The organism is Halobaculum gomorrense (genome assembly GCF_900129775.1).
Lineage (GTDB): Archaea > Halobacteriota > Halobacteria > Halobacteriales > Haloferacaceae > Halobaculum > Halobaculum gomorrense.
Genome location: NZ_FQWV01000010.1, coordinates 29,084 through 47,942 on the forward strand (window position 1 = coordinate 29,084; position 18,859 = coordinate 47,942).

Annotated in this window: 17 protein-coding genes; 7 read left to right on the top strand and 10 right to left on the bottom strand. The window is 69.8% G+C overall.

Annotated elements, in window-relative coordinates; all coding sequences use genetic code 11:
* Positions 1 to 6: 6 nt before the first annotated feature.
* Positions 7 to 2,295 carry an AAA family ATPase gene (locus tag BUE16_RS14475; RefSeq protein WP_073311009.1) on the top strand — a complete coding sequence of 763 codons (2,289 nt, stop codon included), beginning with the start codon at positions 7 to 9 and terminating at the stop codon, positions 2,293 to 2,295.
* Positions 2,296 to 2,309: 14 nt separating this feature from the next.
* Here BUE16_RS14475 and BUE16_RS14480 read toward each other — a convergent pair whose 3' ends face one another.
* Positions 2,310 to 2,501 (bottom strand): hypothetical protein, encoded by a 192-nt coding sequence (locus BUE16_RS14480; protein WP_073311012.1) that lies wholly within the window; start codon positions 2,499 to 2,501, stop codon positions 2,310 to 2,312.
* A gap of 81 nt (positions 2,502 to 2,582) precedes the next feature.
* Between BUE16_RS14480 and BUE16_RS14485 the strand changes: the two genes are divergently transcribed.
* Positions 2,583 to 2,972: a DUF7522 family protein gene (locus BUE16_RS14485; RefSeq protein WP_073311014.1), complete on the top strand. Its 390-nt coding sequence runs from the start codon at positions 2,583 to 2,585 to the stop codon at positions 2,970 to 2,972.
* An 18-nt stretch (positions 2,973 to 2,990) separates the two neighbouring features.
* Here the strand turns inward: BUE16_RS14485 and BUE16_RS14490 are convergent, their stop codons facing one another.
* From BUE16_RS14490 to BUE16_RS14505, 5 genes are all read right to left on the bottom strand, one after another.
* Positions 2,991 to 5,828: a DEAD/DEAH box helicase gene (locus tag BUE16_RS14490; RefSeq protein WP_073311017.1), complete on the bottom strand. Its 2,838-nt coding sequence runs from the start codon at positions 5,826 to 5,828 to the stop codon at positions 2,991 to 2,993.
* A 135-nt stretch (positions 5,829 to 5,963) separates the two neighbouring features.
* The gene (locus BUE16_RS16455) at positions 5,964 to 6,113 is read right to left on the bottom strand and encodes a rubrerythrin-like domain-containing protein (protein ID WP_143165452.1); all 150 of its coding nucleotides are present in this window, start codon (positions 6,111 to 6,113) and stop codon (positions 5,964 to 5,966) included.
* 104 nt (positions 6,114 to 6,217) lie between these two features.
* Positions 6,218 to 7,360 carry an NAD(P)/FAD-dependent oxidoreductase gene (locus BUE16_RS14495; RefSeq protein WP_073311019.1) on the bottom strand — a complete coding sequence of 381 codons (1,143 nt, stop codon included), beginning with the start codon at positions 7,358 to 7,360 and terminating at the stop codon, positions 6,218 to 6,220.
* A gap of 301 nt (positions 7,361 to 7,661) precedes the next feature.
* Positions 7,662 to 8,663, bottom strand: a complete 1,002-nt coding sequence (gene mvaD, locus BUE16_RS14500) for a phosphomevalonate decarboxylase MvaD (RefSeq protein WP_073311021.1) — start codon at positions 8,661 to 8,663, stop codon at positions 7,662 to 7,664.
* Between the two features lie 81 nt (positions 8,664 to 8,744).
* Positions 8,745 to 9,602 carry a 3-hydroxyacyl-CoA dehydrogenase family protein gene (locus tag BUE16_RS14505; RefSeq protein WP_073311023.1) on the bottom strand — a complete coding sequence of 286 codons (858 nt, stop codon included), beginning with the start codon at positions 9,600 to 9,602 and terminating at the stop codon, positions 8,745 to 8,747.
* 246 nt (positions 9,603 to 9,848) lie between these two features.
* Between BUE16_RS14505 and BUE16_RS14510 the strand changes: the two genes are divergently transcribed.
* The 4 genes from BUE16_RS14510 to BUE16_RS14525 all read left to right on the top strand — a co-directional run bounded on the left by BUE16_RS14510 (position 9,849) and on the right by BUE16_RS14525 (position 12,691).
* Entirely contained in the window at positions 9,849 to 10,571 is a 723-nt protein-coding gene (locus BUE16_RS14510) for a DUF7409 domain-containing protein (protein WP_143165453.1), read from the top strand.
* Positions 10,572 to 10,657: 86 nt separating this feature from the next.
* Positions 10,658 to 11,473 (top strand): class I fructose-bisphosphate aldolase, encoded by an 816-nt coding sequence (locus BUE16_RS14515; RefSeq protein WP_073311027.1) that lies wholly within the window; start codon positions 10,658 to 10,660, stop codon positions 11,471 to 11,473.
* Complete coding sequence (locus BUE16_RS14520) at positions 11,473 to 12,414, top strand: class 1 fructose-bisphosphatase (RefSeq protein ID WP_073311029.1); 942 nt, start codon at positions 11,473 to 11,475, stop codon at positions 12,412 to 12,414. Before BUE16_RS14515 ends, BUE16_RS14520 begins: the two co-directional genes overlap by 1 nt.
* 49 nt (positions 12,415 to 12,463) lie before the next feature.
* A complete protein-coding gene (locus BUE16_RS14525) occupies positions 12,464 to 12,691 on the top strand; it encodes a hypothetical protein (RefSeq protein WP_073311031.1) in 228 nt (75 codons plus the stop codon).
* Between the two features lie 79 nt (positions 12,692 to 12,770).
* On the opposite strand, the gene BUE16_RS14530 is transcribed toward BUE16_RS14525, so the two are convergent.
* Positions 12,771 to 14,654, bottom strand: a complete 1,884-nt coding sequence (locus tag BUE16_RS14530) for a S9 family peptidase (protein ID WP_073311033.1) — start codon at positions 14,652 to 14,654, stop codon at positions 12,771 to 12,773.
* Positions 14,655 to 14,789: 135 nt separating this feature from the next.
* Here BUE16_RS14530 and BUE16_RS14535 point away from each other — a divergent pair, with 135 nt between their 5' ends.
* Positions 14,790 to 16,586 carry an acyl-CoA carboxylase subunit beta gene (locus BUE16_RS14535; RefSeq protein WP_073311035.1) on the top strand — a complete coding sequence of 599 codons (1,797 nt, stop codon included), beginning with the start codon at positions 14,790 to 14,792 and terminating at the stop codon, positions 16,584 to 16,586.
* A gap of 177 nt (positions 16,587 to 16,763) precedes the next feature.
* Here BUE16_RS14535 and BUE16_RS14540 read toward each other — a convergent pair whose 3' ends face one another.
* From BUE16_RS14540 to BUE16_RS14550, 3 genes are read right to left on the bottom strand one after another with little or no spacing between them, the layout of a single operon-like run.
* Complete coding sequence (locus BUE16_RS14540) at positions 16,764 to 17,354, bottom strand: PH domain-containing protein (protein ID WP_073311037.1); 591 nt, start codon at positions 17,352 to 17,354, stop codon at positions 16,764 to 16,766.
* Positions 17,351 to 18,028 carry a PH domain-containing protein gene (locus BUE16_RS14545; protein ID WP_073311039.1) on the bottom strand — a complete coding sequence of 226 codons (678 nt, stop codon included), beginning with the start codon at positions 18,026 to 18,028 and terminating at the stop codon, positions 17,351 to 17,353. Before BUE16_RS14545 ends, BUE16_RS14540 begins: the two co-directional genes overlap by 4 nt.
* 53 nt (positions 18,029 to 18,081) lie before the next feature.
* A complete protein-coding gene (locus tag BUE16_RS14550) occupies positions 18,082 to 18,762 on the bottom strand; it encodes a hypothetical protein (RefSeq protein ID WP_079991678.1) in 681 nt (226 codons plus the stop codon).
* Between the last annotated feature and the right edge of the window lie 97 nt (positions 18,763 to 18,859).

Here is an 18,859-nt window from a genome sequence, read left to right on the forward strand (position 1 = left end):
CGTGCCATGAGCGACGACGAAGGGCTCGCGCTGACGGCCCGCGGCGCGGCCAAGCGCGACGCCGGCCGGGGCATCGCGCGGCTCTCCGACGCGACGATGAGTAGGCTCGGCGTGCTGTCGGGCGAGACGGTCGTCATCGCGGGCGACCGCGAGACTGCGGCGAAGGTGTGGCCCGCGGGGACCGACGCCGAGGACGGCGAGGTGCTCGTTGACGGCGAGACCCGTGCCAACGCCGGCGCCAAGATCGGCGAGCGCGTGCGCGTCCACACGGAGCGGGTCGGCGAGGCCGACGCCGTGACGCTGACGGCGCCCGCCGCGCTCGACGGCGTCGCCATCGACGGCGACACGCTCGCGCGCGCCGCGAAGCGCGATCTCGACGGCCGCCCCGTCAGCGCCGGCGAGCAGGTCCGGATCCCCCACCTCGGCGGCAACGTGTTCGTCGTCGAGGCGACCCGACCCGAGGGGCCGGTGAAGATCCACGACGGCACCCGCGTCGCGGTCGAACGACGGGCAACTGACGACCCCGCCGATGCGAGCGGCGACGGCCGAAGCGGCGTGAGCACCACCTCGTCCGGAACCGGGGCGTCGGTCGACCTGCCCACTCGGGACCGACGGGCCGGCGGCGATGGCGGCGGGGACGGCGATTCGACCGCTGATACCGCCGAGACCACCGGCGCCGCGGCGTCGCCCCCGCCCGCCGGCGGCGTCACCTACGAGGACATCGGCGGCCTCGACGAGGAGCTCGATCTGGTGCGCGAGACGATCGAACTCCCCTTGTCGGAGCCGGAGGTGTTCGCCCGCCTCGGCATCGACCCGCCGAAGGGGGTGCTGTTGCACGGCCCGCCGGGGACCGGGAAGACGCTGATCGCGAAGGCCGTCGCCAACGAGGTGGACGCGACGTTCATCTCGGTGTCCGGCCCCGAGATAACCTCGAAGTACAAAGGCGAGAGCGAGGAGAAACTCCGAGAGATCTTCGCGGAGGCGAACGAGTCGGCGCCCAGCATCGTCTTCTTCGATGAGATCGACTCCATCGCCGGGCAGCGCGACGACGGCGGCGACATGGAGAATCGGATCGTGGGCCAACTCCTCTCGCTGATGGACGGGCTCGACGCCCGCGAGGACGTGATCGTCATCGGCGCGACCAACCGCGTCGACTCGATCGATCCCGCCCTCCGGCGCGGCGGGCGCTTCGACCGCGAGATCGAGATCGGCGTCCCCGGCGAGGCGGGTCGCCGCGAGATACTGGAGGTGCACACCCGTCGGATGCCCCTCGCCGACGACGTGGATATCGGCCGCCTCGCCGCGCGGACGTACGGCTTCGTCGGCGCTGACATCGACTCGTTGACGACGGAGGCGGCGCTGACGGCGCTGCGCCGCGCCCGGCGCGACGACAGCGAGGTCGACCTCGCGACGGTGGAGGTGACCCGGGCGGACTTCGAGTCGGCGCTGGCGGCGGTCGAACCCTCCGCCATGCGCGAGTACGTCGCCGAACAGTCGGACACCACCTTCGACGACGTGGGCGGCCTCGACGAGGCGAAGGCGACGCTCGAACGCGCGGTGACGTGGCCGCTCACGTACGCGCCGCTGTTCGAGGCCGCCGGCGCCGACCCCCCGACCGGCGTGCTCCTGTACGGCCCGCCCGGCACCGGGAAGACGCTGCTCGCGCGCGCCATCGCGGGCGAGTCGGAGGTGAACTTCATCGAGGTCGCCGGCCCGGAACTGCTCGACCGCTACGTCGGCGAGTCCGAGAAGGCCGTCCGCGAGGTGTTCGAGCGCGCCCGCCAGGCGGCCCCCAGCATCGTCTTCTTCGACGAGATCGACGCCATCGCGGCCGACCGTGACGGCATGGGCGACTCCTCGGGCGTCGGCGAGCGCGTCGTCTCCCAACTCCTCACGGAACTGGACCGGGCGAGCAGCAACCCCAACCTCGCGGTGATCGCCGCCACGAACCGCCGGGAGGCGCTCGACGACGCGCTCGTCCGGCCCGGCCGCCTTGAGAGCCACGTGGAGGTCCCGCTGCCCGACGTGGAGGGCCGCCGGAAGATCCTCGCGGTCCACACCGGGCGCACGCCGCTTTCGGACGACGTGGACCTCGACGACGTGGCCGAGCACGCCGGGGGCTACTCCGGCGCGGAACTGACCGCGGTCGTCCGCGAGGCGACGATGCGGGCGGTCGAGCGCGTCGCCGACGAGTACGGCGAGGCGGCGAACGACCACGCCGACGCGCTGTCGGTGACGATGGCCGACTTTGAGGCGGCGATGACGGTCGTCGCCCCGCCGGAGTCGGCCGACTGAACCGGGTACCGGAGCTACTCTTTCCGGAGCACGTCGGGCGCGAACGGGCGGACCAGCAGCGTCTCGCCCACCTCGCCCTCGTACTCGACGTGCAGCACGCGGTAGCCCGCCCCCGGCGTTGGGTCGGGCCGCCACCCGAGCAGCTCCCGCGCGCCCGCCTCCGGGTCGTAGTTGTCCAGCACCGCGACGGCGTCGTCGGTGGTCACGAACGCGAGGTCTGCGAGGAACTACCGGCAATATTGACTCCGACCCCCTCGGTTGAATCAGTCGGGGGGCACGTGGCAGGTATGACCGAACTCCTACCCGAGGAGGCGGCCGAGCGACTCGTCTCCACGTGCCGGACCACCGTCGGCGACAACGCGCGCTCGGTGACGTTCTTCTCGCGCACCGACCACGAGCAGCTGTACCTCCGCGACGACCTCGAACAGGACGCCGACCTGATGGCGTTCATCGGCACCGAGCGCCAGGACTTCGCGATGGCCAGCGACGGCTACTCGGGAACCGAGCTGGGCGAGTACCGCTACACGCTGCGCGTGTTCGAGAACGGCTATGCCGTCCGGATCGACGGGCGCGACAAGGGCGTGCTCGTCACCAGCGACGGGATGGAGCTTCGCGACTTCAACCACCTCGCCAGCGCCGTCTCCGCGACGCTGGAGGAGTGGGAAGGCGAGATCTGAGTCGCGCTCGGCGGCGGCTCACTCCCAGAAGCTCTTCGTCCGCGCGTACTGGCGCTCCTGCTTCAGGATGTCCCGGTAGAAGTCGCCCTTGTTCTCCCGCAGTTTCCCGATGATCCGCGCGGCGTTGTGCGGTCCCACGCCGCGGGCGGCTAGCGCGATCACCGCCTGCTTGCCGTGCGCCTGCACGAGGTTCGCCGAGCGGTTCGCCTTGCGCGTGAGTTTCTCCTGCTCCTCGTCCTTCTCGCTCGCGCGGACCGCCTTCACCGTCTCCCCGTCCCACGGATTGAGCGCCGCGATGCGGGTCGACCCGCACTCGGGGCACTCCGGCGTGTCGCGGACGCGGCGCACCTTCGTCCGCTGGTTCCACTCGCCGCAGTGGACGCACAGCTGGATCACGTGGTCGTCCATGATGCGGTCGCGAATGGTCTCGATCACCGAGGCGTCGGCGTTCTCGGGGACGAGGAACTCCCGACCCGACGAGCGGCCGTCGGTGCCCAGCGGCGTCCGATCGCGGGCGGCAACGACCTCGATCTCGCCGTCATCGATGGCGGCGAGCAGCTCCGCGGTCTCCTCGACGGCCAGTTCCGTGTGGAACACCTCCCGCACGGCCTCGTCGAAGACGGGCGTGTCCTCGAGCGCCGCCAGGAGGCGGTCGCCGCCGAAGCGTTTGTTCCCTTGGTAGCGCTTGAGCGCGCCGAACTTCGCGGCGACGTGCGCGAGCGTGAACTTGAGCGTGTCCGAGTTCTTCAGCGCCAGCTCCAGCAGCGCCTCGACGTGGGCGGGGTCCGTCTCCTCTAGCACCTCGATGACGGTGCCGGGGGTGACGCCGTTCGGCACCTCCAACTCCACGCGGTAGGGGTCGGCCTCCATCCCGACCGACGAGCCGGTTCGCTGGCCGATCAGCGCCGAGAGCAGGCGCCCGAGCGTGCGGTTCACCTCGTGTCCGAAGGCCGCGTTGACGGCGATCGATCGTCCCCGGCCCTCCACGACGATCCGGTCGTCCGTCGGTATCGGGTGGCCGGCGTCGACGTGTCTCTCGACGGTGTCGAGTCCCACCCGGATCGTCTCGGCGTCGGCGGGGTACCGACCGGCGAACTCGCGGGCGACCGCCTCGGCGTCGGCGCCGCCCGCGAACTGCGGCTCGGCGACGCCGCGCATCTCGCCCACCTCGCCGGCGACCGCGCGCGGGACGGGGATCTCCTGGCCGGTCCACGACGGCACCTCACCGGCGGGGTCCTCAATGGGCGTGACGTTCACCTCCGACTCCTCGTCGTCGATGTCGTTGATGCGCCACAGCTCTCCGCGCTGGATGAACGTCTCGCCCGGCTGGGCGAAGTTGACGACGAACCGCTCGTCGAGGGTGCCGATCTGCCGGCGCGAGGAGATGTCGTACACGTCGTACGTCTCCTCGTCGGGGATCATCGAGAGGTTCCGGTAGTAGTACTGCCAGGTGCCGCCCGATGTCTCCAGCACGTCGCGCTCCTCGTCGATCCACAGCAGGCGGTTCCCCGACAGCTCGCGGGCGACCTCCCGGAACGTCTCCTCGGGGAGATCGCGGAAGGGGTACGCCCGCGTGATCAGTTCGTACGCCTCGCGTGCGTTGACCTCGCCCATGTCCATCAGCAGGCCGACGATCTGGTTCGCGAGCGTGTCGAGGCTGCCGTGGTGGATGCCCGAGTCCTCGACTTCGCCGCCGACCGCTCGCCGGGCGATGGCCAGCGCTTCCATCGTGTCGTCGGCCGAGTCGGTGACGATGGTGCCGCGGCTCACCTCGTCGCGGCGGTGGCCCGCGCGGCCGACCCGCTGGAGCAGGCGGGCGACCTCGCGGGGGGAGTTGTACTGCACCACGTGGTCGACGCGGCCCACGTCGATCCCCAACTCCATCGAGGAGGTACAGACGAGCCCGTCGATCTCGCCGGCCTTGAACGCGTCTTCGACCTCGATGCGGGCGTCCTTGGAGAGCGAGCCGTGATGGACGCCGATCGGTTCGCCGAGCGTCTTGAACCGCGATCCCAGCGCCTCCGCCGTCTGGCGGGTGTTGACGAAGATCAGGACCGACTCGTTGTCGCCGACGATGTCGCGGATCAGCCGGACGTGACTCGCGATGTCGGGATCGGTCGCCAGCTTCCCAGCGAGGCGCTCGTCTTCGGGGGTCACCTCGGGGGAGACCACGTCGAACTCCACCTTGCTCCCCACGTTGACCTCGACGATCTCACAGCCCCGATCGCCGGTGAGGAACTTCCCGACCTCCTTGGGGTCGCCGACAGTCGCAGAGAGGCCGATCCGCTGAAAGTCGCCGGCGAGTCGGCGGACGCGCTCCAGGCCGACGGTCAACTGCGCGCCGCGCTTGGAGGCGGCGAGTTCGTGGACCTCGTCGACGACGACGTGGTCCACGTCCGAGAGGGCCGCCCGGAGTTTCTCGCCCGTCAGCATCGCCTGCAGCGTCTCCGGGGTCGTCACCAGCACGTCCGGCGGGTCGTCCGCCTGCTTGCTCCGCTGGTAGTCCGTGGTGTCGCCGTGGCGGACCTGCACGTCGAGGTCGAGGTACTCGCCCCACCACTCCAGGCGCTCGCGCATGTCGCGGTTGAGCGCCCGCAGCGGCGTCACGTACAGCGCGCCCAGTCCCTCCGGACGAGTCTCCGCGAGCGCCGAGAACACCGGGAGCATCGCCGTCTCCGTCTTCCCGGTCCCCGTCGGCGCGATGACGAGGGCGTCGTTTCCGTCCGCCAGCGGCGGGATCGCCCGCCGTTGGGGCGCCGTCGGCGTCGTGAAGCCGCGCTCGGACAGCGCCGACCGCACCGCCTCGCCCAGCGCCGCGAAGGCGTCCATCCCCGTCGCTCGCGGCGTGTCGCTCATCGACGCGGATTTCGTCGCGATCCGGTTAAGGGTCGCGCTCCCGGCCGTTCCGACGACCCCCGCTCGCGTCGCCCTCGATCGTCCCGCCCCCATCCGCGCTGTCGCCCACCGCGCCGCCGGATGCGCCCCCGCGCGTCACTCCCGGCTGACGGCGATGTTCCGGACGGCTCCGTCGCACTCCGGGCACGTCCCCGGGTGGCTGTTCGTTCGGGTTCGCGCGCCGCAGCCGAGGCACTCGAACAGGCCCTCCGACGGGCTGTACGGATCGATATCGTTGATCGTCATGTCAATCCATACTATGGAAGTTATTATAATCGTTTCCTACGGATAGATAAGAATAGTTCTAGGTTTAAAAGGTCAAACGGTGGACGATCGTCGAATTCCCGCCGCTACAACAGCTCTTCTTCTGCCAACTCGACGGCGTTGCGGACGGCGCCCACCGAGGTGAGGTACCCGGCGCCGACGCCCGCCTTCGACGCCTTCGCGGCCACGCCGGTGAGCACCGTCGGTCCCAACTGCGCCACGGCGCCGTCGCCGACGGAGACGAGCCAGCCGGGCACGTCGAAGCGATAGCTGGCGAGGCGCGGCGCGAAGTCGTCCGGGGAGGCGGACAGATCGTGGTCGACGAGTCGACCGACGTTCTCCGCAGCCGTCTTCGCCTCGCGAACGGCCGCGGACGCGGAGGCGGGAACCGCCTCGCCGTCGGCGTCGACGACGCGGCCGGCGTCGCCCAGCGCGAACGTCCGGTCGGTCAATCGGAGGTCGGCGCGGACGACCGGGCGGTCGCCGCCGACAGCGTCGTCGCCGGCGATGCCGCCGGTCCAGACGAACTGATCGTAGCCGAGGTCGCCCGCGTCGGTGACGATCCGGTCGTCGAACACCGCCTCGACGGCGGTGTCGGTCTCGATATCGACCCCGCGGGCCTCCAGCCCCTCGCGGACGGCCTCGCTGAAGTTCGGAGGGAAGTTCGGGGCGACCCCATCCAGCTGTTCGACCAGCGCGATCTCCACGTCGTCGGGTACCTCCACGCCCTCCTCGCGCGCCAGCGCCGCCAGTTCGCCGGCGACCTGTACCCCCGACAGGCCCGCGCCGCCGACGACGACGCGCCCACCCTCGGCGACGACCTCCAGGAACCGCTCCCGGATCGCGGCGGCGTCGTCGAGCGACTTCAGCGGCGTCGCGTGCTCGCGGAGCCCCTCGATCCCGTAGTACGCGGTCTCCGATCCGAGACACAGCGCCCCGTAGTCCCACTCGATCGCGTCGCCGTCGGCCAACTCTGCGCGGCCCGCCTCCGCGTCCACGTCGACGACGCGGTCGACGACCAACTCCGCGCGGTCGAGGAGATCATCGAGCGGTACCGAGATCGCGTCGGCGACCGCAGGGCGACGGATCGCGCGGTGGGTCTCGTGGACGAGGACGTGTTCCTCGCCCTCGTTGACGAGCGTGATGTCCGCCTCAGGCGGGAGTCGGGACTCGAGCCTTCGGGTCAGGGCGACGCCGGCGTAGCCGGCGCCGAGGACGACGACGTGCATGCGGATCGACGTACGGGACACGCGGGTAAGGACGTGACGGGCGTTCGACCCGGACGCGGCCGAATGTTCATATCCCGAAGCGAAGCCAGCGTCCCCGTGACGTGACGACGGCCCGCGGGCGACGAGCGGGTGTGCGGCGCACCGCTCGCGGGCAGGGAGGGACGCAGACGGGGTCGGCGTGACCGCCCCGCTGCGCGGCCCCCTGACGCAGCCGCGCCGCCTGTCAGCCCAGGGCGCAGCAACGGCTCCGCGTCGCCGCGATCTGCGCCCCGCATTCCAGGCTCCGGGCGGCGCCTCCGGGTCAGAACAGCGCCTTCGAGTCGCCCAGCACGCGCGCCGGACCACCGACCTCCCAGATGTCGGTCTCGACGCCGACCTCGGCGATGCGCTCCTCGACGCGCTCGGCGTGTTCGGCGGGGGTGTTGACGTAGACGCTCGCACCGGTGTCCGTCGAGAAGTAGACGGGCACGTCCGCCTCCTCCCGGAGTTCGCGGACGGCGTTGAACACGGCGATGGTCTCCGGCTGCCAGTACACCCAGCCCGCGGGCCCGGTCATCGTCGTCGCCGTCAGCGACAGCGAGTCGTGCTCGGCGATCTCGAAGATCCCGGAGAACTCCCCCGTGCGAAGGCGGTCGCGCATCCGCTGGAGCTGTTCGTGGACGTGGGCCATCCGTGCGTCGAACATGTGGCTCGCCTCGGCCTCGCGGTGAGCCTCCTCGGTCTCCTTGTACGCTGGGACCAGCGCGGTCACCACGCGGAGGTCCTCCTCGGGGTCGAAGCCGTCCGGACCGACGCCCACGTCGAGGCGCTCGGCGCGGCAGTCCTCGTCGTTCATCCCAGCGTACAGCACCGAGTAGGCGCCGGTGACCGCGCGGGCGGCCGACGAGGAGCCGCGGCGCGCGACCGTCGATATCTCCGGGCGCGTCATGTCGAGGCCGGTGGCCTTCACCAGCGCCATCGCCAGCGCCGCGAACCCCGACGACGAGGAGCCGAAGCCGACGTTCGACGGGAAGGAGTTCTCCGACTCGACGCGGACCGCGGCGTCGAGGTCCGCGAGGTCGCGGACGTGGTCGACGACCATCTCGATGCGCTCGGCGCCGCGACCGCCGACGACCTCGTCGTCGATGCGGTACTCGTCGTCGGCCGGCGTCGCGTCCGGCTCCCACTCGACGGTCGTCGTCGTTCGCGAGGGCGCCGTACAGAGACTGATCGAGTCGTGGTACGGGAGGCGTCGCTCGGCGTCGCGCATCCCGTGGTACTTCACGAGGCCCTGGATCGGGTGGGCCGTCGCGGTGGCTTTCATACCCGCCGAAGGGACAGGCGGGCGGTTAGTCGTTCCGAATGGTCGCATCCGGGGCGTCGGCGTCGAGGGCGGTCGACAGGGTCACTCGTACTCGTAGAACCCCTTCCCGGTCTTCTTGCCCAGATCGCCGGCAGCGACCTTCCGCTTGAGGAGATACGCCGGCTTGTACCGATCGCCCAGTTCCTCGTGGAGCGTCTCACTGGCGTCGAGACAGATATCGAGGCCGATGTGGTCGGCCAGTTCGAGCGGTCCCATCGGGACGTTCGTGCCGAGTTTCATCCCCTTGTCCATGTCCTCCTTGGAGGCGACGCCCTCGTCGTACGCCCGGATTCCCTCGTTGATCCACGGCATGAGCACGCGGTTGGTGACGAACCCGGGCTTGTCGTCGCTCTCCCACGTCTCCTTGCCCAGGTCCTCGGCGAATGCGTGCGCGAGATTCGTCACCGCGGCGTCGGTCTTCTCCCCGGTGACGACCTCGACGCCCGCCATGATCGGAACGGGGTTCATGAAGTGGAGGCCGACGACGAGCTCCTCGCGGTCGGTCGCCGAGGCGATGGTCGTGATGGAGAGGGTAGAGGTGTTCGTCGCGAGCACCACGTCGCTGTCGGTCACGTCCTCGAGGTCCGCGAAGATGTCCTGTTTCACCTCCATGTCCTCTAGCGCCGCCTCGACGACGAGGTCGGCGTCCGCGAAGTCGCCGAGGGCGGTCGTCCCCGCGATCCGTTCTCGGATCGTTTCGGGCGACTCGTCGAGTTCGTCTTTCGCGTCGAGGCGCGACAGCGACGATTCGATCGAGTCTAGCCCGTTGTCGACGAACCGCTGTTCGATGTCGCGCATCACCACGTCGTAGCCGGCGGTCGCGGCCACCTGGGCGATGCCGTTGCCCATCGTGCCCGCGCCGACGACCCCTACCGTCTGGATCTCGGAGAGTCCGCACATGGGGAGCGATGCCCCGTCGGCCACCGTAAGCGTAGCGGAGCGCCAGCGGCGAACGGTCCGGCAGCGACGGCAGGCAACGGCCGGACGACCGCAGGCAACGGCTGGAGGACGGTGGTGGAGGGCCCGGCAGCGACCCGAAGCGGGAGCCGATCGGAAGCCGGCCGCCGCCAGGAATTATCCGCGGATGAGAATGTGCGCAGAAAGATTAAACCGTCCGGGTCCGACCCATCCGACAGGTGACCAGGTGTGGGGGATGAGGATGTAACGGAGTTGAAGTTCGTGGGGCCGGCGACGGCCGCCGTCCTCGCGGACGCGCCGTTCGACGCGGCCGACGTTCGCGACAAGGCCGTCTCCTACCGGATGCTGATCGACGCCGGGGTCAACCCGGGCGTCGCCGCGCGCATCCGCCGGGAGCACTCGCTTGCCTGGTCGTTCGAATCCGAGGGCGAAGACCTCGCTCGTCGGTCGACCCAGGTCCGCGGGCTCGGGGACGCCGAGCGGGCGTGGGTCGCCGCTTCGTCCGGCGACTGGCAGGCTGACGACGCCGACCGGCCGACCGCGGATGGGGAATCCGACGCCGGCGGCGGCGACCGGAGCGGTCCCGCGGACGGAGATATCGGCGGAAGCCCGGAAACAGAAGAACACGAAGAACCAGCCGAGTCCGACGGCGCGGCCGGCGAGCGAGCCTGGGTCGCCGCGTCCGCCCGCGGCGACGCGCACGGGACGAAAACCGACGGGTCGGGCGACCCGGCCGCGGCGGAATCCGCCTGGCGTGAACGCTCACGTCCGACGCCCGTCGCGGACATCGAGGGGGTGAGCGACGGGGACGCGGCCGACCTCGCCGAGGCGGGGATCACCTCGGCACGAGCGCTCGCCGTCGCCGACCCCGAAGAGATCGCCGATGCCCTCGACCGCGACGCGGCGCACGTGGCCGAACTCCGGGACGCGGCCGCCGAACACGTCGACTGATCGACGGAATTCGATACTCGCGACCGAGTAAATATCAATTCTCGCACACCATTTGATTTATCATCGATGCCGTGGCGGATTTAGATATGCTCCCCGACGCGGACGCGGCCATCACCCGGGACGGTAAGGCGCTCATTCTCGCGTACGACCACGGCATCGAGCACGGGCCCGTGGACTTCGAGCCGAACCCGGAGACGGCCGACCCCGAGCGGGTGTTCGACCTCGCGACCCACGACGCGGTCACAGCGCTGGCGGTCGGCAAGGGCGTCGCGGAGGCGTACTACCCGAGCTACGCTGACGACGTGTCGCTGCTGGCGAAGCTCAACGGCACCTCCAACCTCTGGATGGGCGAGCCCGACTCGGCCGTGAACTGGTCGGTCGAGTACGCCGCCGAACTGGGCGCCGACGCGATCGGGTTCACCCTGTACGGCGGGTCGAACAACGAGGTGGAGATGGCCGAGGAGTTCCGCGACGCCCAGGAGGCGGCCCGCGACCACGACATGGGCGTCGTCATGTGGTCGTACCCGCGCGGACAGGGGCTGAAGAACGATACCGACCCCGGAACGATCGCGTACGCGGCGCGTCTCGGGCTCGAACTCGGCGCCGACATCGCGAAGGTGAAGTACCCCGGCTCGCCCGAGGCGATAGGCGAGGCCGCGCGGATGGCCGGTCCGACGAAGGTGGTGATGTCCGGCGGGTCGAAGACCGACGACCGCGCGTTCCTCGAGACGGTCGCCGGCGCGATCGACGGCGGCGCGAAGGGACTGGCCGTCGGCCGGAACGTCTTCCAGCGAGAGAACCCGAAGGAGATCCTCGACGCGCTGGAGGCGGTCATCTTCGAGGAAGCGTCCGTCGACGAGGCGCTGAAACTGACCTCCGCCTCCGCCGTCGCCAACGACTGATGGAGGGATCCGACGCCGGGGACGAAGCCGCCCGCGATGACGACGCGACAGATCCCGCCGCCCGCGATCCGGTCGCCGTCGCGGAGGCGGCGCTGGACGCCGTCGCCGCGGCGGCCCCGGAGATACGCGCGGGCCTGCCGGGTCGCCGCCGCTACCTCGATGACGAGAACCCCTCCGGCGAGGACGTGCTCGCCGCCGACGTGTACGCCGACGAACTGCTGGAGACGGCGCTCGGCGACCTCGACGGCGTCGGCACCTACGCCAGCGAGGAGCGGGAGTCAGCGGTCGACGCGGGCGAGGGGTCGGTGTCGGTCGCGGTCGACCCGCTGGACGGCTCCTCGAACCTGGCGTCGAACAACCCGATGGGCTCCATCGTCGCGGTGTACGACGGACCGCTCCCCGCCTCGGGTCGCGACCTCGTCGCCGCCGGCTTCGTCCTGTACGGCCCCGTCACCACCATGGTCGCGGGCGTCGGTGCGCCCGCGGACGCGACGGTCCACGAGTACCTCGTCACCGAGGAGGGCGATCGGGAGCAACTGGAGCGGGTCCGGCTTCCGGACGACCCGACCGTCTACGGGTTCGGCGGACGCGTCCCCGACTGGCCCGCCGACTTCGCCGCCTACGTCGACGAGATCGAGGACGAACTGAAGCTGCGCTACGGCGGCGCGATGATCGCCGACGTGAGCCAGGTGCTCTCCTACGGCGGCGTGTTCGCCTACCCGGCGCTGGAGTCGGCGCCGGACGGAAAGCTCCGCCTCCAGTTCGAGGGCAACCCCGTCGCGTACCTCGTCGAGGGCGCCGGGGGGCGCTCCTCAGACGGCGCGCGGTCGCTGCTGGACATCGAGGCGACCGGGATCCACCAGCGCGTACCGGTCCACGTCGGGAACGCGCCGCTGATCGAGCGGCTCGAAACGGCGCTCGACGACGTTCGCCCCCGATAGCGCGTCCCGAACCGATAGACCCACACGTCGGGCGCGTCGAACCCGGGTAATGAGAGATCGGTACAAGGCGCTCATGTTGCGCAGTTTCAAGGACGCCATGGACATCGTCGACGAGTACAACGGCTGGGCGGCCGAGGCGTTCGACGACTCCTCGCCCGTGCCGCCGCAGGCGGTGCCGCAGGTCGCGATGATGTTGTACCAGAGCCGGGTGATGGACGGCTGGGGCGGCGAGGGCGGCTTCGACGTGCCCGAGTTCGACGACAAGATGTTCGACTAGGGACGCGCGGTGGATCGCCCCGCCCGAGGAGTTCCGCGTGATCGAAAAGACCGGGAAGTAAGCCGAGGCGAACCGGTTCTCAGTCGTCGCCGGCGGCGACCCCGGCCTCGGCGGTGCCGATCCGGCGGTCGAGGAAGTCGTCGAGCAGTTCTAAGCTCCTGATTTTGTCGTCGATGTCCGAGGAGCCGTGGCCCTCCTCGCCGAGCTCTTCGTACTCGTAGTCGTCACCCTCCTGGTAGCCGGCGTCGTCGAGGGCGTCCCGGAGGATACGCGCCTGCGACACCGGAACCCGGCGGTCGTTGACGCCGTGGACGATCAGCAGGGGGGCGTCGACGTTCTCGACGTGGGTGACCGGGGAGCGTTCCTGGTACAGCTCCGAGTTCTCGTCGGGTTCGCCGAGGTACTTCACCATGAGCTCCGAGCGGTAGTGGGGCATGGTGTTCTCGGCCATGTCGTGCAGGTCCGAGAGGCCGACCCAGGTGACGCCGGCGGCGTAGAGGTCCGGGAACTGCACCAGTTGCCAGTTCACCGAGTAGCCGCCGTAGGAGCCGCCGTACACGACGACGCGGTCGTCGTCCAGCCAGTCGTACTCGGCGAGGACGCGTTCTGCGGCGGTCGCGATGTCGCCCTGCTCGGCGCCGCCCCAGTCGTCGTGCAGTTCCTCGACGAACTCGCGGCCGCGGCCGGTGGAGCCCCGGTAGTTCACCTGTAGGACCGAGAAGCCGCGCGAGAGGAGGAACTGTGTCCGGTAGCCGAACGAGAGCGTGTCGCGGTGGCGCGGACCGCCGTGTGGGTTGACGACCAGCGGCGAGGGTCGCTCGCCCGAATCGTAGAGGATCGCGCCGATCTCCAGTTCGTCGTACGGGTCGTGCTCGACGGCGCGCTGTGGCGTCTCGGGCACGCCGTCGGACTCGACGGTGAAGTACTCGGCGTCGGCGAAGTCGTCGGGGGAGAACGGGCCGTACTCCGCCTCGAGGACCGTCTCGTGCTCGTCGGCGTCGAGGTCGTACGCGAACAGTTCCGGACGCCGCGTCGGCGTCGTGTGCTGGATCAGGACGCGGCCGTCGTCGAGTGGCGTGTCGTCCGCCAGCGACGCGACGCCGCCGGGGAGAGCGAGTTCCCGACTCTCGCCTGACGCGACGTCGTAGACGACCGGGACGACCTCGGCGTCCCGCGACCGGGTCATCAAGAAGCGCTCGCCGTCGGGCATGAAGAACGCGGGCTCCTCGTGGAACTCGCCGTCACCGTACCACGTCACCTCGTCGGCCACTAGGTCGTAGACGCCGCAGCGGCCTTTGTCGGGGGTGTTGTCGAAGATCAGGAGTGCGTCGCCGTCGGGGTGCCAGTCGGCCGGGGCGGCCTCGGCCCCGGTCTCGCCGATCCCGAGGTTCCGTGCGTCCGAGCCGTCGGCGTCGGCGACGAACACGTCCGCGTTGTCGTAGTCGTCGGACTCGTTCGTCATGAACGCGAACCGCCCGCAGTCGGGCGACAGCTCCGCCGTCCAGACCGCGCGGTCGAAGTCGGTCACCTTCGCCGACTCCCCAGTCGGGAGGTCGTGACGGTAGACGTTCATCTGGCCTTCGTGGTTCGATCCGTACAACAGCGTCTCGCCGTCGTCGCCGACCGATTGGAGCATCACCTGTCCGTCCTGCTCGACGACCGCCTCGGCGTCGCCGTCGCGGTCGATCGCGTGGATGTCGTTCTGCTCGTTGCCGGCCTCGTCCAGGTCGAAGAAGAGGCGTTCGCCGCCGGCGCTCCACGAGAAGCCGTGGCGGGCGTCCTTGGGGACCTGCCCGTCGGACCACTGCTCCAACTCGCCCGTCTCCGGGTCGAGCAGGTACAGTTCGTTGCGGCCGTCGATGTCGTAGTAGAGGGCCACCTCGTCGCCGTCGGGGGTCGGGGAGGGGTTGGCCATCGTCGGCAGTTCCGCAAGAGACCGGAGGACGTCGTCAGGTTCGTCCATCGTGGCCGACAGTTCTCCCGAGGGGACTTCAGTGCTTCCAGAAGCGCAGTTCGTGACGATGGCTGACACGTTCGCGACCGGACCCGGCCGGCGGCCATGGAAAACCCTTTCCGCAATTCTTGCGCACCACCACGTATGAAAGTCCACGTGGGCGCGGCGGCGACCGAGGAGGAGGCCGGCGCAATCGCCTCGGCGCTGGCCGAGCACTTCGGCGTCGACATCGAGGTGTACGCGGGCGACGACGCCGACGAGCCGATCGCGACGGCCGAGCCGCCCGAGATCGAGTACCCGCTGGACGACGACCTGGGCCCGACGGCCCGGGAGGCCGAACTCCGCGCGGAGATCGACGACATCCTCGAGGGCGGTCCCGAGAAGTACAAACGGCGCCTCCCCGATCAGGGGAAGCTGTTCGTCCGCGACCGCCTCGACCTGTGGTTCGGCGACGGCGGCGAGGGCGGGGTCGGCGACGCGGGTACCGAGGACGCCGCCGACGGCGTGAAGTTCGAGGACGGGAAGTTCGCACACTTCGACGGCTACCACGAGAACTCCCCCGACGTGGACGAGTACGACGAGGGCGACCGCGTCCCCGCCGACGGCCTCATCACCGGCGCCGCCGAGTTCGAGGGGCGCGACCTCCACTTCATGGCCAACGACTTCACCGTGAAGGCGGGGTCGATGGCCGGCCGCGGCGTCGAGAAGTTCCTCCGGATGCAACAGCGCGCCCTCAAGAACGGGAAGCCGGTCCTGTACCTGATGGACTCCTCTGGCGGCCGGATCGACCAGCAAACCGGCTTTTTCGCCAACCGCGAGGGGATCGGGAAGTACTACTACAACCACTCGATGCTCTCGGGGCGCGTCCCGCAGATCTGCGTCCTCTATGGACCCTGCATCGCCGGCGCGGCGTACACGCCGGTGTTCGCCGATTTCACCGTGATGGTGGAGGGGATGTCCGCGATGGCGATCGCGTCGCCGCGGATGGTGAAGATGGTCACCGGCGAGGAGATCGAGATGGACGAGTTGGGCGGCCCGGACGTGCACGCGAAGTACTCCGGCAGCGCCGACCTCGTTGCCGAGGACGAACAGCACGCCCGACAACTCGTTGCGGATCTCGTGAGCTACCTCCCGGATAAGGCGGGCGAGAAGCCGCCCCGAAGCGACCCGAAGCCGCCGACGTACTCGCCCGACGGCATCGACGAACTAATTCCGGAGGCGCCGAACCGCCCGTACGATGTCCACGACCTCCTCGACCGCGTGTGCGACGCAGAGTCCGTCTTCGAGCTGAAATCGGAGTACGGCAAAGAGATCGTCACCGCGTTCGCCCGCATCGACGGCAAACCGGTAGGTGTTGTCGCGAATCAGCCGACCGAGCGCTCGGGCGCCATCTTCCCGGACGCTGCCGAGAAGGCCGCGGAGTTCATCTGGACGTGCGACGCCTACGAGATCCCCCTCCTCTACTTCTGTGACACGCCGGGGTTCATGGCTGGGAGCCAGGTCGAGAAGGACGCCATCCTCGAGAAGGGGAAGAAGTTCATCTACGCGACCTCCTCGGCGACCGTGCCCAAACAGACCGTGGTCGTCCGCAAGGCGTACGGCGCGGGCATCTACGCGATGGGCGGCCCCGCCTACGAGCCCGAGTCCGTGATCGGGCTCCCGTCGGGAGAGATCGGGATCATGGGCCCCGAGGCGGCGATCAACGCCGTCTACGCGAACAAGCTCGCCGAGATCGACGACCCCGAGGAGCGGGCGGAGCGCGAGGACGAACTGCGGGGGGAGTACCGCCGCGACATCGACATCCACCGGATGGCCAGCGAGGTCGTCATCGACGAGATCGTCCCCCCCTCCGACCTGCGCGAGGAGCTCGTCCAGCGGTTCGACTTCTACGAGGACATCGAGAAGTCCGTGCCGGACAAGAAGCACGGCACGGTCCTCTGATCGAGTTTATATGCGATGGCGGGACCAGCCCGCCCGTGACCTGATCACCGACCGGACGACGGTCAGCGGGTGCGCGGTGCCCCGTCGTCCGAGGCGGCCGCGCCGCCTGTTCGCCCCACGCTCTCCCGGCACTTCATCACACTGTGGCGCCGCGGGCCGTCTCCTCAGTGTCACGGATCATCGGTCGAGGGCCGCGCGGAGCAGCTGGACCTCCTCGCGGACGGCCTGCCAGGAGTCGATCGAGCCCGGGATCGATCCGTCCGCGTCGCCGCCGGCGCCGCGAGTGTGCTCGTCGACGAGCGAACGAACAGCCTGCGGGTCGTCGACGCGGCGGAAGGCGAGGTCTCCCCCCGCCGTCTCCAGCGTTACGGTGCCGTAGCCGAACAGCGAGCCGGTGACGGACTGCTCGTACGCGGAGTTCTCGACCATCGAGAGCCGCGCACGGACGACGCGCCGACCGACGATTCCGGTCCTCACCGACGCCGCGCGGTTGGTGAGGACGTACCGTGTGTTCACGAGCGACAGGAGCGCCACTCCCGGGATCGCGATGCCGACGAGGGCCGAGAGCGCTGCGATCACGAGCCCGAAGCGACTCGTCGCCGCCGGGCCGACGGCGACGGCCATCCCGGCGGCGGCGACGAGCAGCCCGACGAGGCCGGCCGGAGCCGCCGCCGAGAGCCGCGAGCGACCGGTCCAGAGCACGGCCTCGTCCTCGTCGACGGTGATCGAGGTCGGAACGGAGCCGTCGGATTCGATTCCGGTGCTCATCGGTCGTCGCTGGGTGTCGACGCCGTCTCGGTATCCAACTCCTCACCCGCGCTGTCGGCGGCACCGTCGTTCCCGTCATTTCCGTCGAGTTCGCCGGCGTCGGCCCGATCTGTGGCGTCGCCAGCGGCGGCGCTGTCGCCCTCGACGGCCCCGCGGATCGCGCGCAGCTCCGCGAGGATGTCGTCGAGCACGTCAGCTTTCGTCTCCCCGTCGCCGGCGTCGCCCCGGCGGTCGCGGGCGCGGATCCGCTCGTTCACGATCTCTTGGATGCGCTTGGGGTCGCCGACGCTGTCGAAGCTGAGCTCAACGCCGGAGCCGCCCGCGGTGGAGATGTCGACCGAGCCGTAGCCGAACTGGGTGCCGAAGAAGTCCTGCGCGTAGGAGGTGTCTTGCACTTTCTCGAAGCCGACGCGCTTCACGTCGCGGGAGACGACGCCCCGCTTGACGTACAGCGCCTCGGTGGTGATGACGTACTCCGTGTTCTCGCGCGAGAGGTACGCCGCCGCGATGATCGGAATCCCGACGAGCACCAGTGACAGCGGGACACCGACGACGAGTGCGGGGACGAGACTCATCGAGTGCGGCTTGTCCGTCCAGACGACCGCCTCCTTGGGGTCGAGCGAGAGCCAGTCGAAGCCGTCCGGAAGCGTGCCTTCGGTGGAGGGAGATGCCATGTTCGGTACTCTCGCGTCAGGAAGAATAAATACCCGCGACGGCGGGCCGCCGGTCAGTCCGCTCGGTGCACCCTGAGGATCCGCCGGTAGTACGGCTCCATCACGCGGATCGCCTCCTCCCAGTGCTCGCTGGTGTGCCGGTCGTGGAGTTCGATCCCGAGGAGGTACCGGACCGGCGCCGCGCCGAAGCCCTCTCGACCGTCGCTCGGCTTGGTCGGATAGCCGTCGTCGCCGATGGCGGCACGGTACTCGAGCAACTGCGCACGCAGCGTCGGCGTCCAGTAGTCGCGGTTCGCCTTGTGGTTACGCCACGCCCGCGTGGTCGCCGTCGCGTACTCGCGGTCGAGTTCGGCGGCGGCGGCGCGCTCGACCAGGGCGTCGTAGACCCCGGTCCAGTCGCCGTCGCGGATCGAATCCGGATCGATCCGGGTGCCGTCCATGTGTTCGGTCTCCAGGTCGTCTTTCGCCCACAGCGCGTCGACGTACGCGCGGGCCGCGGTCCGGGCCGCGTCGTCATCGACGTGTGCGAACTGCCGGCGGTCGACCGCCGCGAACGACTCGACGGCCGCCTCCCGTTCGCCCCGGTCGTGGTACCGGAAGCCCGCGCACAGTTCGCGTGCCATGTGACGGGCGACGCGCGCAACCGTCTCCGCGCCGTCGTCGGCCCGGTCCTGGGTTTTCAGATTCACGTCCGTCTCGGTGCGTCCTCGTCGGTTGGATTCGTCCCTCGTCATGTCGGCGGCGGAAGTCTCCGTCCGTCGACACTACCAATTTTCGATCAATCAACACCAACATCCTACACTGGCCGATCGAGGGAATATCGGTTCGGAG

What these genes read in the sequence shown, in the direction of transcription:
- BUE16_RS14540 (WP_073311037.1), bottom strand. Translation starts at nt 17,354, where the DNA reads ATGAGCACCGGAATCGAATCCGACGGCTCCGTTCCGACCTCGATCACC.
- BUE16_RS14535 (WP_073311035.1), top strand. Translation starts at nt 14,790, where the DNA reads ATGAAAGTCCACGTGGGCGCGGCGGCGACCGAGGAGGAGGCCGGCGCA.
- BUE16_RS14485 (WP_073311014.1), top strand. Translation starts at nt 2,583, where the DNA reads ATGACCGAACTCCTACCCGAGGAGGCGGCCGAGCGACTCGTCTCCACG.
- BUE16_RS14525 (WP_073311031.1), top strand. Translation starts at nt 12,464, where the DNA reads ATGAGAGATCGGTACAAGGCGCTCATGTTGCGCAGTTTCAAGGACGCC.
- BUE16_RS14505 (WP_073311023.1), bottom strand. Translation starts at nt 9,602, where the DNA reads ATGTGCGGACTCTCCGAGATCCAGACGGTAGGGGTCGTCGGCGCGGGC.
- BUE16_RS14515 (WP_073311027.1), top strand. Translation starts at nt 10,658, where the DNA reads ATGCTCCCCGACGCGGACGCGGCCATCACCCGGGACGGTAAGGCGCTC.
- BUE16_RS14550 (WP_079991678.1), bottom strand. Translation starts at nt 18,762, where the DNA reads ATGACGAGGGACGAATCCAACCGACGAGGACGCACCGAGACGGACGTG.
- BUE16_RS14530 (WP_073311033.1), bottom strand. Translation starts at nt 14,654, where the DNA reads ATGGACGAACCTGACGACGTCCTCCGGTCTCTTGCGGAACTGCCGACG.
- mvaD (WP_073311021.1), bottom strand. Translation starts at nt 8,663, where the DNA reads ATGAAAGCCACCGCGACGGCCCACCCGATCCAGGGCCTCGTGAAGTAC.
- BUE16_RS14520 (WP_073311029.1), top strand. Translation starts at nt 11,473, where the DNA reads ATGGAGGGATCCGACGCCGGGGACGAAGCCGCCCGCGATGACGACGCG.
- BUE16_RS14495 (WP_073311019.1), bottom strand. Translation starts at nt 7,360, where the DNA reads ATGCACGTCGTCGTCCTCGGCGCCGGCTACGCCGGCGTCGCCCTGACC.
- BUE16_RS14475 (WP_073311009.1), top strand. Translation starts at nt 7, where the DNA reads ATGAGCGACGACGAAGGGCTCGCGCTGACGGCCCGCGGCGCGGCCAAG.
- BUE16_RS16455 (WP_143165452.1), bottom strand. Translation starts at nt 6,113, where the DNA reads ATGACGATCAACGATATCGATCCGTACAGCCCGTCGGAGGGCCTGTTC.
- BUE16_RS14545 (WP_073311039.1), bottom strand. Translation starts at nt 18,028, where the DNA reads ATGGCATCTCCCTCCACCGAAGGCACGCTTCCGGACGGCTTCGACTGG.
- BUE16_RS14490 (WP_073311017.1), bottom strand. Translation starts at nt 5,828, where the DNA reads ATGAGCGACACGCCGCGAGCGACGGGGATGGACGCCTTCGCGGCGCTG.